The 12,784-nt window shown below is 42.4% G+C and carries 14 protein-coding genes; 5 read left to right on the top strand and 9 right to left on the bottom strand.

Going from position 1 to position 12,784, the window contains the following annotated elements; genetic code table 11:
* Window positions 1-1,146: 1,146 nt before the first annotated feature.
* The 3 genes from MKY98_RS11565 to MKY98_RS11555 all read right to left on the bottom strand — a co-directional run bounded on the left by MKY98_RS11565 (window position 1,147) and on the right by MKY98_RS11555 (window position 5,107).
* Entirely contained in the window at window positions 1,147-1,500 is a 354-nt protein-coding gene (locus MKY98_RS11565) for a hypothetical protein (RefSeq protein WP_029519178.1), read from the bottom strand.
* A gap of 516 nt (window positions 1,501-2,016) precedes the next feature.
* Window positions 2,017-3,093 (bottom strand): glycosyltransferase, encoded by a 1,077-nt coding sequence (locus tag MKY98_RS11560; RefSeq protein WP_080658678.1) that lies wholly within the window; start codon window positions 3,091-3,093, stop codon window positions 2,017-2,019.
* A 1,000-nt stretch (window positions 3,094-4,093) separates the two neighbouring features.
* Window positions 4,094-5,107 carry an LLM class flavin-dependent oxidoreductase gene (locus tag MKY98_RS11555; RefSeq protein WP_069010185.1) on the bottom strand — a complete coding sequence of 338 codons (1,014 nt, stop codon included), beginning with the start codon at window positions 5,105-5,107 and terminating at the stop codon, window positions 4,094-4,096.
* Window positions 5,108-5,351: 244 nt separating this feature from the next.
* Between MKY98_RS11555 and MKY98_RS11550 the strand changes: the two genes are divergently transcribed.
* From MKY98_RS11550 to MKY98_RS11530, 5 genes are all read left to right on the top strand, one after another.
* Window positions 5,352-5,828: an Rrf2 family transcriptional regulator gene (locus tag MKY98_RS11550; protein ID WP_080658677.1), complete on the top strand. Its 477-nt coding sequence runs from the start codon at window positions 5,352-5,354 to the stop codon at window positions 5,826-5,828.
* Between the two features lie 31 nt (window positions 5,829-5,859).
* Window positions 5,860-6,741 carry an Hsp33 family molecular chaperone HslO gene (hslO, locus tag MKY98_RS11545; protein ID WP_069010186.1) on the top strand — a complete coding sequence of 294 codons (882 nt, stop codon included), beginning with the start codon at window positions 5,860-5,862 and terminating at the stop codon, window positions 6,739-6,741.
* A gap of 156 nt (window positions 6,742-6,897) precedes the next feature.
* On the top strand, window positions 6,898-7,731 hold the full coding sequence (locus MKY98_RS11540) for a class I SAM-dependent methyltransferase (protein WP_069010187.1): 834 nt from the start codon (window positions 6,898-6,900) through the stop codon (window positions 7,729-7,731).
* Window positions 7,732-7,768: 37 nt separating this feature from the next.
* The gene (locus tag MKY98_RS11535; protein WP_069010188.1) at window positions 7,769-8,218 is read left to right on the top strand and encodes a DUF5301 domain-containing protein; all 450 of its coding nucleotides are present in this window, start codon (window positions 7,769-7,771) and stop codon (window positions 8,216-8,218) included.
* Between the two features lie 262 nt (window positions 8,219-8,480).
* Complete coding sequence (locus MKY98_RS11530) at window positions 8,481-9,350, top strand: aminoglycoside 6-adenylyltransferase (RefSeq protein WP_069010189.1); 870 nt, start codon at window positions 8,481-8,483, stop codon at window positions 9,348-9,350.
* A 61-nt stretch (window positions 9,351-9,411) separates the two neighbouring features.
* On the opposite strand, the gene MKY98_RS11525 is transcribed toward MKY98_RS11530, so the two are convergent.
* The 6 genes from MKY98_RS11525 to MKY98_RS11500 form a co-directional block, all read right to left on the bottom strand.
* Window positions 9,412-9,753, bottom strand: a complete 342-nt coding sequence (locus tag MKY98_RS11525) for a cupin domain-containing protein (RefSeq protein WP_069010190.1) — start codon at window positions 9,751-9,753, stop codon at window positions 9,412-9,414.
* Between the two features lie 124 nt (window positions 9,754-9,877).
* Window positions 9,878-10,213 (bottom strand): YolD-like family protein, encoded by a 336-nt coding sequence (locus tag MKY98_RS11520; protein WP_029519167.1) that lies wholly within the window; start codon window positions 10,211-10,213, stop codon window positions 9,878-9,880.
* Between the two features lie 12 nt (window positions 10,214-10,225).
* The gene (locus tag MKY98_RS11515; protein ID WP_013310131.1) at window positions 10,226-10,420 is read right to left on the bottom strand and encodes a hypothetical protein; all 195 of its coding nucleotides are present in this window, start codon (window positions 10,418-10,420) and stop codon (window positions 10,226-10,228) included.
* Between the two features lie 104 nt (window positions 10,421-10,524).
* Window positions 10,525-11,013 carry a hypothetical protein gene (locus MKY98_RS11510; protein ID WP_029519166.1) on the bottom strand — a complete coding sequence of 163 codons (489 nt, stop codon included), beginning with the start codon at window positions 11,011-11,013 and terminating at the stop codon, window positions 10,525-10,527.
* A gap of 85 nt (window positions 11,014-11,098) precedes the next feature.
* The gene (locus tag MKY98_RS11505) at window positions 11,099-11,461 is read right to left on the bottom strand and encodes a response regulator (RefSeq protein WP_029519165.1); all 363 of its coding nucleotides are present in this window, start codon (window positions 11,459-11,461) and stop codon (window positions 11,099-11,101) included.
* Between the two features lie 332 nt (window positions 11,462-11,793).
* A complete protein-coding gene (locus tag MKY98_RS11500; protein WP_029519164.1) occupies window positions 11,794-12,783 on the bottom strand; it encodes a metal ABC transporter substrate-binding protein in 990 nt (329 codons plus the stop codon).
* Window position 12,784: the final 1 nt, after the last annotated feature.

Here is a 12,784-nt window from a genome sequence, read left to right as displayed (position 1 = left end):
AGGTCCTTGGTCGCCTTGAACTCCTTGAGGTCCCTCGCCTTGGGCTCCTTGAACTCCTTGAGGGTCCTTGGTCCTTGGTCGCCTTGAACTCCTTGAGGTCCTTGGTCGCCTTGGGACTCCTTGAACTCCTTGAGGTCCTTGGTCCTTTGCACGCCTTGAACTCCTTGAGGTCCTTGGTCGCCTTGGACGAACCCTGGGCTCCTTGAGGTCCTTGGTCGCCTTGCACGCCTTGAACTCCTTGAGGTCCTTGGTCACCTTGCACGCCTTGAACTCCTTGAGGTCCTTGGTCGCCTTGCACGCCTTGAACACCCTGAGGTCCTTGGTCGCCTTGGACTCCTTGAGGTCCTTGATCACCTTGGGCTCCTTGAACTCCTTGAGGTCCTTGATCGCCTTGGGCTCCTTGAACTCCTTGAGGTCCTTGGTCGCCTTGGACTCCTTGAACTCCCTGTGGTCCTTGGTCGCCTTGAACGCCCTGAGGTCCTTGGTCGCCTTGGACGCCCTGAGGTCCTTGATCACCTTGTACGCCTTGAACTCCCTGTGGTCCTTGGTCACCTTGTACGCCCTGAGGTCCTTGGTCGCCTTGGGCTCCCTGAACTCCCTGAGGTCCTTGGTCGCCTTGGGCTCCCTGAACACCCTGAGGTCCTTGGACGCCTTGATCGGTTCCTAAAAGTTCATCAGATACTAACCGATGCGCAGGTACTAATTGCCCCAATGCATCTTTACCCCAAACAGAAATTTGAGTTTCATTCACTGCTGGTCCGCTTGTGGTAAACACGAATTCAAATGCGTCTAAATTTGCAAAGAAATTCCTAGTTATAACCGCATTTGGTCCCACTACAACTAGTTGTTGTACATATACTGTTCTACTGCCGTTTAAAACAAAACCCTCGATCAAAACAGTAGAAGAATTTACAGAATCTCGGTTATCTATTTTTACTGTGACCAGTTGGGTGGGTCTGACTCCTAGAACAGGATCGTTTGCAATGGGTCCAGTAGATAATACTGCCATTTAGATATTCCCTCCTTTCTAGTAAAAGCAAGCTTTTCTTGTAAACAATGAGGTCTATCTCAAGATCATGTTCCCTCTATTTTATTTCTAAAACATGTGATATGATTGTGGCTTTACCTCTATACATTTGTTGAGTTTTAAGACTCTAACTGCTCATCCGCAACAATACGCTGAGCACCAATGATTGTACCACTCCCGTTTTTTCCCCAAACAGAAATATCAGTACTTTCTTCTGCCAAACCGCTTGTGGTAAAAACGAATTCATATGCGTCGAAGTTCGCTAGATAATTTCTCGTAACAACTGCATTGGGGGCTAAAGCTATTTGTTCTAGTACATGTAATGTTCGTAAACCATTTAAAATGAATCCCTGAATTAATATTGTTGAAGAATTGACTAAGTCACGGTTTACCATTTTAACAGTGACCTGTTGGATCGGCCTGACCCCACCAACAGGACTGTTCTCAATAGGACCAGTTGTTAATATTGCCATTAAGTTAACGCCTCCTTTACTGGTTATTAACAATAACTCCATGCAATCAAGTAAAATACTAGGACGAAAATAGAAAAGGAACCTGGAGTTCCCATGTATTATATTAATAATTTGTTAGATATGATTGTTTGTTTACCCATTAAAAAATAAGATATTATTTATTCTGTCATTCGGTCCGATCGAGCCTCAATCTACTCGTTGTTCTCAAGTTTTGGAAATCTCCTAATTCTCTCTCAAGGAAAGGAAATGAAAGATTTGCCCCTTCCTATATCATTCCAAACCATAAAAAAGCACCCTAAGAGAAAGGGGTGCCCTCATCCTTGTTACAAATACCACTTGCGTCATGCTACAACACTCTTACAGATTTGTTTTTTAAATCCTCAAATTGTTCCTGCTTTTGTTTCTCATTCCATAAATAATGAAACCCCCATCGATTTGCGGTATCCCCTTCTCGCAGCTCTTGCTTCAAAGCTGAAAACCGTGAGTTAATATAGTCAAAACCCAAATATTTATAAATTACTTAAATATGTTAGCAAGCTTTGATTTCACTATTTGACTAGCATTAAATTTACTTTTTATCTTATTAGAACCATTTTTTCCAACAATCAACGCTTCTTCAAAGTGATCCTGGATCCAAAACAACCTCTCAGAAATTGCGTACCCGTTAGGTTCAACTTCAAAATAATCCTTTCCTTCCTCAAGAATAAATCTATCATTTCGGGGGTTTGTCGTAACAAGTACACATCCTGTCGATATCGCATCAACGGCAGCCGTAGTTGGAAAACCATCTAAAGCAAATCGATCCGGAACACTGCAATTTAGAAATATATGAGTTCTTTCGTACACTGACTTTAACTCTTCAGGGGAAAGTAAGCCATAGAATGTATAATTCTTATTTTTCAATAGAAGTAATTGATCTTCCCAATCACCAATTAGATTAAGATGAAAATCATCCGTAAGTCGATTAAATGCATCTGCCATAATGGGGAAACCTTTTCTAATGGCATTAAAAGCACAGAATGTTAACTGTATAGGCATTTCAACTTTCTTCTGTTTGAATGTATATAAGTCGGTATTAATCACAACGGGATAATAAATACTTCCAACAATCGATTCCATAACTTCATTGATGTTTGTAAATACGGTCGAACAATGCTGTCCTGCAATGGAAAGAAACTCTTTTTTTGTCCATGGATCCAGTCCGCCACCAGGGTACAAGGTAGCATGAAGATTAATATTTCGGTCATCTAAGAATGGCTTAATATTTAGATTAGGATTTGCTCCTGGCAAATAACTTCCATCCGGAAGAAAGCCATGACCAAGCAAACTAAGTGTTAAATTTAAGAAAACACAATATACATCTGTAACCCCCTCAGACACTGCAACTTTCATAAAATCAGAAAAAGGATAAACTTTAGAAGGAAAATAATCATCATTAGGTTCAGTTGCAAAGAACAAAGTATCAGGCCTTTGCTCGAATATATTAAAGTTCTCCCAATATCGAAAACCACTTAGCTTCCATGGAAACTTCGTATCAATTACTGCAAGACGTCGGTTAGTATGCGATTGAATTTGCTGACTAAATATTTCCATACTTTCACCCTTTCTTAAGTTGCTGCTCCCTAAAGCTGTACACCACAGGCGTTTCCCGTATACATATGTGGCTACAATGGCCGATGTTCTAGTACAGGATAGCTGAATCATTCCTACGGTTAGAAAAGCTTCTTAAATTTGTAAGGCTTCCGCTGGTTCGCAAGCAGGTGATCCTGTGGCAGGAACGGCGGGTTCGTCAGGCTGGGAGTGTTTGGACTTCCGGCCGCCACTCTCACCATTCATCATATAATTCTTTAGCTCAATTCATCCCACCAAACTTTTGAACAATAATTTTTTGTGATGAACAACGGCAGCGAATACACGAATTCCAAGCACCGTCATATCCGCTGATTAGGTTGAGGTTTGATCGGACCGATTGACTGAATAAATGTCTAAATTTTGTGGGTAAACAAACAATCATATCTAACAAATTATTAACTCAACTTTCGCACCTAGAAAATCAGCCTAACCCCTTGAGTGAGTAAGGAAAAATCGAATAAATTTTTCCGTATTGACAAAAAACACCTTACTTGTTTGGTATCATGGAAGTGTCAAATCAACCATGCCAACAAGAAAGGTGCGTAACTTTATGTTACAACAACATTCCATGTCTGAATAGACTCGCTTTTCCAACATTTTCGCAACCCTCCAAATGGAGAAATTCTTACAAATTGTGGGGATTTCTAAGTCTTTTAGCTTACCTAGTCCCGCAGTTTTCCAAATCGTCTTCTCACTGGTTTTTGAAGGGTGGCTTTATAACATCCCTGCAGGTAAAGCAGTATGCCTCCCATCAGAATGGAGCGGACACGTTCTGAGAGTTGTACGATCCCCATAACAAAGCCTTTTCACCCTACGGCAGCTATCTAATCAACAGCTACTGTCACGCGTGGAGCTGGACCCCAACCTATTTGATTCGTAAATATAAGCTTTAAAATATAATAAGGCCATGCCAGATCAGGTTATGAGAACCTTTTTCAGCACGGCCTTATGGTTTGACCAACTAATCGTCTGTTCGCATTACTTTGGCTAGCAGCTCATACGAGCGCAGGCGCGCTTGATGGTCATATACCTGAGAGGTTGTAATCAGCTCATTGGCTCTAGTCTGGTCTATAATCCAATCTATCTTTTGCTTGACGGTGTCAGGACTGCCAATGGCTGAATACCCCAGCATATTACCACGAACCGCCTCCTTTTCCTGCTCACTCCAGAGTTTCTCCATGTCATCAACTGGTGGCTTCAGTCCTCCGCTGTGCCCGCGCAGCACATTTAGAAACTGTTGTTCTTGTGATGTAAAGAGCCTTTTCGCTTCCTCATCAGAATCTGCAACAAGCACATTAACACCGACCATCACATAGGGCTTATCCAGTGCTTTAGATGGTCGAAAATTGCGATGATACAACTCTAAAGCCTGTAGCAAATGAGCCGGGGCAAAGTGGCTGGCGAACGCGAACGGCAACCCAAGCTGACCTGCCAGCTGTGCGCTGAATCCGCTTGATCCCAGTAACCAGATGGGAATGTCCAGCCCTTCTCCAGGAACCGCTCTTACTCCCGGAACTGCTCCGCTTAGCGCTGGATTCAGGTAAGAACGCAGCTCATTCAATTGCTCGGGGAAATCTTCCCCAGTACTATGAAGCCTTCGCCGCAGTGCCCTCATCGCGGGTTGATCCGTGCCTGGAGCACGGCCAAGTCCCAGATCAATTCGTCCCGGATAGAGCGACTCTAATGTTCCAAACTGCTCCGCAATCATGAGGGGAGCATGGTTCGCCAGCATAATACCGCCTGAACCGACCCGAATCTTGTTTGTATGTGCAGCTACATGCCCGATGATCACGGACGTAGCTGCACTAGCAACTGCCTGCATGTTATGATGCTCCGTTAGCCAGTACCGATGGTACCCCCATTGTTCTGCATGCTGGGCAAGATCCACCGTGTCGCGGAAGGAATCGGCAGGAGTGCCGCCTTCAATGACAGGTGCAAGATCTAATATAGATAGTGCAACGTTCCGCGTAGTCATTATATATAAACCCCCTGTCAATATATTATTATACGTATTTCCCTCAACGCCTTAATTCTTTGACCTATCAATTGATACGTCAATTATAATAATGTGTCCCGTTATGAATTGCAAATGATTTAAATTTTTAGTTTTTATCAAAAATCAGTTTACTTTTATGATAAGCTCATCTATTATGCAAATATGTGGATAATGGTTATCCACATTAGCCTGGTTATAAATATTGAGGTGATTGCTAGTGCATATGAAAACAGGTGTCGAACAATCTGTCTACGCTCTTCTTCTACTCACGATGCTGCCGGACAAAGCTGTTTTACCTGGGGAGGCCATTAGCCAGCAGTTAGGTGCTTCACCTACTTATTTTCATAAACTGTTACGAAAATTGGTTAGCTCCGATTTGATTACTTCTGTACCTGGTGTCAAGGGCGGGTTCAAATTAAAGAAAAAACCTGAGGATATACGGGTATTTGATATTTACCTAGCGATTGAGGGACAACAAACCCTTTATTCTTCCAGTGGTATATACAACGAAATGCTTGAATTAAAGAAAGACGATCAGTGTTGTTTACTGACAAATTTGATGGAAGAAGCGGAAGCCTCCTGGAAGGCCGTTCTGAAAAGGGAAACCATCGCGTCACTATCCGCTGACTTTTTTAAAGAAGGATATGATGCCAAAATTACTTCTTTGGAGAACTGGATTCAGGAAAAAATGGTCTTGTAAAGAACACTAATTATCAGAGAGGAACATGAACATGAACGATTACTTAGTAAAAGCTCTTGCCTACAATAATCAGGTACGGGCTTATGCCGTGAGAACAACGGAAACGGTAAGTGAAGCCCAACGGCGTCATTATACCTGGCCCACAGCATCGGCTGCACTGGGACGTTCCATGACGGTGGGTGTCATGCTGGGAGCCATGCTTAAAGATGAAGATAAACTGACGATCAGAATTAACGGTGGTGGACCTATCGGCACTATTCTTGTCGATACCAACTCCAAAGGTGAAGTTAGAGGTTATGTAAAAAATCCACAAACCCATTTTGAGCTTAATCAGATCGGGAAATTAGATGTCGCCAGAGCTGTAGGAACAGATGGAGCGCTCATTGTATCCAAAGATATCGGCTTAAAACACCCATTCGTTGGACAAGTCCCTCTCATATCGGGTGAGCTGGGCGAGGATTTCACATCGTATCTCGTCCAATCCGAGCAAATTCCTTCTTCTGTAGGAGCGGGAGTTATTGTTAATCCGGATAACTCTATTCAGGCGGCTGGAGGTTTCATTATTCAGCTGATGCCAGATACGCAGGAAGAGGTTATCAGTTTTATCGAGCGACGCATTAAGAGCATTCCAAGCATCTCCGCAATGGTTATGGAAGGTCTTACACCAGAGCAGATTCTGGGTCAGACTTTGGGAGAAGGCAACCTGAATATACTGGAAACCATGCCTGTACAATTTCATTGTCCCTGCTCAGAAGAGCGCGTTACCAATGCCATTATCAGCTTAGGAAATAAAGAAATAGAAGATATGATCCATACCGATGGACAGGCTGAAGCTCATTGCCACTTTTGTAACGCACACTACCATCTCACCAAAGAAGATCTCGAAGGCATGCTGGAAACAAACACCATTTAAATAAGAGCTGTTCCCAAAAAAGTAGGTTTAGCTACTGGGAGCAGCTTTTTTCTTTTCCAATACTTCCGAGGGTTTCTTTATCCTAAACACGGTAGACTTGTTCATGATGTAAGTGATAATGTTATATTATTCCAATCAGTTGAGATGAGGTGCACTATGCTCGAGAAAGATACACATGAAATTTGGGCTTATTATGATGGCGGTGCAGAAATAGGCAGGTTAGAGCGAGGTATCGGAAAAATAGAGCTAGAAAGATCAAAGGAAATCATTTCACGTTATCTCAGAGAGTCTACTCATGTTATTTACGATATCGGCGGCGGTGTAGGGGTCTACTCCTCGTGGCTGGCGGAGCTGGGATACGAAGTTCATCTATTTGATCTATCTTCCCAAGCCATTGAATTCGCTCGTCAGCAGCAACTGAATAAACCCATCATCAGCAAGCTGGAAACTACGGATGCCAGAAATCTCGATCGTAAAGATGAAAGCGCGGACATCGTGCTATTGATGGGACCTTTATATCATTTAACGGAACAGAAGGAACGAGTAAAAGCACTCCAAGAAGCGGCACGCGTCTTAAAAAAAGGGGGAACGCTAATTACTTCAGCTATTTCCAGGTTTGGCTCGCTACTGTGGGGACTATCCGTGTACGGTGAGTGCAACACCATTGTGGAGGAAGATGCGTTCATGGATATGGTCAGACAGGAGCTAACAGACGGTCAGCATGTGCGCCCTGTTGCTTACCCCTCTTTTATCGCGCGCTCCTACTTTCATACACCGGATACCTTGCGTGCAGATTGGCAGGCGGCTGGATTGCCGAAGCCTCGTGTACTGGGCGTGGAAGGTCCAGTCTGGATTGCACCCGGATTTGAGGAAAAGTGGGCGTTTCCTTCCCATCGCAGCCGTTTGCTGGATATAGCACGGCAGGTTGAAGAGCAGGAATCTGTGATCGGTATGAGCCCGCATATGCTTGCAGTCGGTACCAAGTCTTGAAGCTCATCACCTCTACAACTAAGGAGAGATGTAGCCTATGAGAAGACGTAAACGTTACATCGTTAAGTCTGCAATCATTCTGATTGCAGCTATAATCGGAATGATTTATATCGTAAATCTGGATACCTCTTTTAGAAAAGTCGTTTTGGATCGCATGGATACAGCCAAGATTAATACTATTCTCATTAGTAAATCGCCAGACTATACAGACCAATTGGTAAAAGACAAAAATGAAATTCAAAGTATTCTTAATGCTCTTGCTGAAATGAAATTAAGAAAATCCAGTGTATTAGATAAAGGTCTTAATTCTGCATACATGCTCAGTATTTTCGTAGATCACGAAAACGAAAGGGACTTATTTGGAATCACCCTGTATGACCAAAACTATATAGAAATATATGATGAAACCAAAACGAAAAATAAAGTCACTTCCTATAAAATTACGAGTGATTATGATATAGAGTCCATTCGTAAACTATTCAAATAGGCCACCAGATATGTAGGTCATAGAATTTCTTGAAGCAATATGTTGATTTCTTTAAAGAAGGCTTTATTATCCGGACTTCCTCTCATAAGCTTTTGAAATGGCTTCTGTGTATAGACTATTGTAAGGATAGGAGACTTTTCCCAGATAAAATAACTTACAGGAGGTTGTTTTTCTTGATGATCCTTGAACTGGTAGCCTTTATTTCTACTGCTGTCTTGTCTACGTTTTTTTCCTTTCGATACCGCTTGTGGAGACAGCTGTAATGAGAAGTGAACATGAAATGCTTCATACTATTCTTCAATTCGCTCAAGCGGACGAACGGGTGCGTGCCGTGATTCTGAATGGTTCACGCGCCAATCCACATGCTCCACGGGACATTTTTCAGGATTATGATATCGTCTTTCTCGTATCTTCCATGGACAGCTTTATTCAGGAACGTCACTGGATCAACCACTTTGGTGAATTGATCATTATGCAGACGCCCGATGAGCATATGGAACCTACTTCGACGCCCCATGATCGCTTTGTTTTTCTCATGTTATTTACGGACGGCAATCGCATAGATCTTACACTCTACCCTGCGAATAACATCGTCAATTGGACCCGAGACAGCTTAAGTGTACTGCTGCTGGATAAAGATGGACTGGTGGAGCCTTTCCCACCGCCAAGTCTTCAAGATTATAAGACGATACCTCCAACTGCCCAAGTCTATGCGAATTCCTGCAAAGAGTTCTGGTGGGTCAGTACTTATGTAGCTAAAGGATTATGGCGACAGGAGCTGCCCTATGCCAAATTTATGCTAGATCGGCCTGTAAGGGATGCGCTTCACTTGATGCTGGAATGGCATATTGGTATACGAACCGACTTCGCGGCAGATCCGGGAAAGCAGGGAAAATATTTCGAGAACCATCTTGAGCCTCGACTTTGGACGCTCTACATTCAAACGTTTGCGGATGCAGATTATGAACATATGTGGCAGTCTCTTTTGATCATGGGAAATTTATTTAGAGAAGTTGCCTTGGAAGTAGCGAACCATTATGGTTACGAATATCCGACTCTGGACGATCAACGTGTTACGAACTATCTCCATCGCGTAAAAGCTCTCCCAGCAGATGCTAAGGACATTTATTGATAAAAAACCAGTCGGCACTTGATTTATATGTGCTAGGCTGGTTTTATTTTTATACTCTAAGTTATTCGGTCAGAACCCGATCGCCTCTGCTCGCAGGCTGAGAGATAACCAAAAATTCAACATCCTCATTCGTTTCATTAAACATTTGATGAGGTACCATAGGAGGAACCTCACACCCTTCCTGAGATCCTAATTGGATTTGTTCACCATCCACTTCAAGTACCGCTGTACCTGATAAAATAAAGAAAAATTGGCGTGCATGATGATGATAATGTCTGACCTCATGAGTATTTCCGGGCATCCGCTCATGAATAATACTCAAATCCTTATTTTTCACTAAGCGCCAACCATCACATTGATCTCCCCATATATAATGTTCAGCATTATTTTTACTTATTTTCATATTGAACTCCTCCTTTTTGCAATTACAGTTTTATTTTAAATATGAATTCATAGAGCTACAATCTTATTTTTAAAAAAACGGCGGGACAAATGTAAAAAGCACTCCGACTTAGTCAGACTGTTTTTTATATATCCGCCTCGATAATTTCCTCCAACTTAATCCAGCTAAAATCCTCTTCCCCACGGGACAGCTTCACTTCTCGCCGACTTGTGTTAATCACCGTGACCAGTCCACGCAGCTCCTCATCATCAAATGGATTGAACACTTTTAGCGTAATAGGCTTACGTTCGTTATAGGATACGATGATGGCCTGTTCAATCTGCTGCATTTCCTGATCGTCCAGTGTCGGTTTGCCGCGCCTACCTTGCTCCTTCATCAGTCTTAAATATGCCTCCCGATGCTCAGGCAAAATCATGCGCGAGCTTTCCCATATGCCATTTCCTTCAAGCTTTTTCCCCATCGTAAGCCCCTCCTATGCTGTTCTGGTTACCGGATGCCATGCCAATACATGATCTAATCGAAAAACACGTGGCTGGCCTGTCTGTAAACAGGTGGCTCGTATCAAGCCATTCTGCACACGATGCACCTCGATACGCCGATGAGACAGTTTGCCCTTCCGATCCAAATACACGATTTCCACGATCTGCCCCACGTATTTTTCCAACATGATCCTTCACTCCTTATCAGAACGTTTGTTTGTATTATATGCGAACATGCGTTTGATTATCAATGTAAAAAAATCCCCTGAGGGATTTGACTCTCTCAAGGGAATTAAAATTCATAAGTGGATAGCTTAATATCTTCTTTATTCAAATCTTTCAGAGGATGGACAGGGCCATTCCAATAAGTGAGAATATCAAGCGGCTCATTAGTACCATGTTCTTTTAAAGAAAGAGATAATTCAAGTAATAAATGGGGAAGTTGATAAGAGCTTGTTAAAAACTGATATTCCTCTGGGCTTTCACAGTCTTCTGCTCGATAGAACACAAAGTATCCCTCGGTATGATCCCCAATGAGTACAATATAGCGAGCAAGAAACATAATTTCGCCATTGGCAAAAGGAATGGAATATGTCGAAGCAGAGATCAAATCTGTCTCTAATCCCTCAATTCGAAGGGTGAGTTCATTGTTAAGAGCATCCATTCTTTCTCTTTGTTCGCTGACGAGTTGTTCATAATTTACAGGGACAAGCCCTCCTTTCTTGATCGTAGCGATCAGTTCGTCTATAAATACTTTTTGAGACAACACTCGATTGCTCATTCTATTCATCTCCATATTCGTGAAAATAAGCATGGAATTCCTGCTTCTACATGTTCAATAATTATGTATTAAAAATCTTGATTCATTAACTATCAAGCAATTTTGTGACTGCATTCACGACCCTTTCCATCTCAAATGGCTTAACAATAAAGTCTTTTGCACCTGCCTGAAATGCTTTTATAATCGCTTCCTGCTGCCCCAAAGCAGAACACATCAAAATGTTGGCTTGGGGATCAAGTTCTATGATCTTTTTAACAGCCTCAAGCCCGTCCATCTTAGGCATATTAATATCCATGGTGATTAAATCGGGACGAAAGTGTGCGTATTTCAAAACAGCATCATACCCGTTTTCTGCTTCCGCAATAACAGCGTGACCTAAATCCAAAAGAATATCTTTAAGTACAGAACGCATAAACAAAGAATCATCCACTACTATAACTGCTGCCAAATTAATCTCTCCAATCCGTTGTCAAATGATATGCACGCCCAAACTTCAATATCGGTGAAAAAACTGGTAAAATTAATAGAAAGAATCTGTAAAAATAAAAACGCTACCAATGAATTATAAAAGAAATTTGAAACTAGCTACTACAGAATTAGTTTTCAAAAAAACGTTTCACAATGACGTAAATCATTTCTGAAAAGCAAATTACAAAGGACTATATATCTACTGTATCTTGAGCACTAGCCATAAAAGCACAATCTTCTTGGATAGTTATAAAAAAACTGACGTCGGTATCATTCCGACGTCAGTTTATAAACTTATTCGTTTAGCATTTCTTATTCATTCAGAGCTTTTTTCAAAGCCTCCAGATTGTTTTTCATCACACCAAGGTAATCCAGGTTCTTCTGTTTGTCTTCATCCGTCAATCCTTCGAGCGGATTCAGTACATCGGTTTTTGAACCGATTTCAGTAGCTACGGTCTCAGCGACCTTCGGATCAACAAGAGTTTCGAAGAAAATCGTTTTAACATTATTTTCTTTAGCGAATTTGATAATACCCGCCAGCTTGTCCGGTGTAGGCTCTTGCTCTGGAGATAATCCGGCAATGGGTACTTGGGTCAGACCATATTGCTTAGCTAAATAACCAAAAGCAGCATGCTGCGTAATAAAGTCTTTACGTTTTACATCTTTCAGACCTGTTTTGAACTCGGTATCCAGCTCTTTCAGCTTGGCGATATAAGCATCAGCGTTTTTCTCATAATCAGCTTTGTTTGCTGGATCGGCTGCTACAAGCCCTGCTTCAATGGACTCCACTTCTTTTTGGGCCAAGACTGGATTAAGCCATACATGAGGGTCCATCACATGATCGTGATCATGGCCTTCCTCTGCATGTGCTTCTTCTCCTTCTTCCTCCTCAGCGGTGCCTTCCATCAGGTTTAACCCTTTGCTCGCTTCAACTACAACACGCTTATCGTTGGACGCGCTACTCAAAGCCTGTTCTGCCCAGCCTTCGACGATACCGTTATAAACAAACACGTCAGCATCCTTTACCTGTGCCATATCTTTGGCGCTCGGTTCCCAGTCATGCGGCTCGGCACCAGCTGGAATCAACGCGGTTACGTTAGCATGGTCTCCAGCAACTTGCTTGGTAAATTCATACATTGGATAAAAAGTGGTGACCACATTCAGCTTGTCTGCTGTTTGTGCCGCATTCGGCTCGGTTTGGGAAGCGTTTGTAGCTGTATTATCAGATTTGGCTCCGCAGCCAGACAAAATAAGTGCTAGTCCCGCAGACAATACAAATGATTTTTTGAACCATGTATTCATA

Source organism: Paenibacillus sp. FSL M8-0228 (genome assembly GCF_038007385.1).
Lineage (GTDB): Bacteria > Bacillota > Bacilli > Paenibacillales > Paenibacillaceae > Paenibacillus > Paenibacillus polymyxa_D.
Note: the sequence above shows the minus strand (reverse complement) of the source record. Positions and strands in the feature narration are given on the sequence as shown.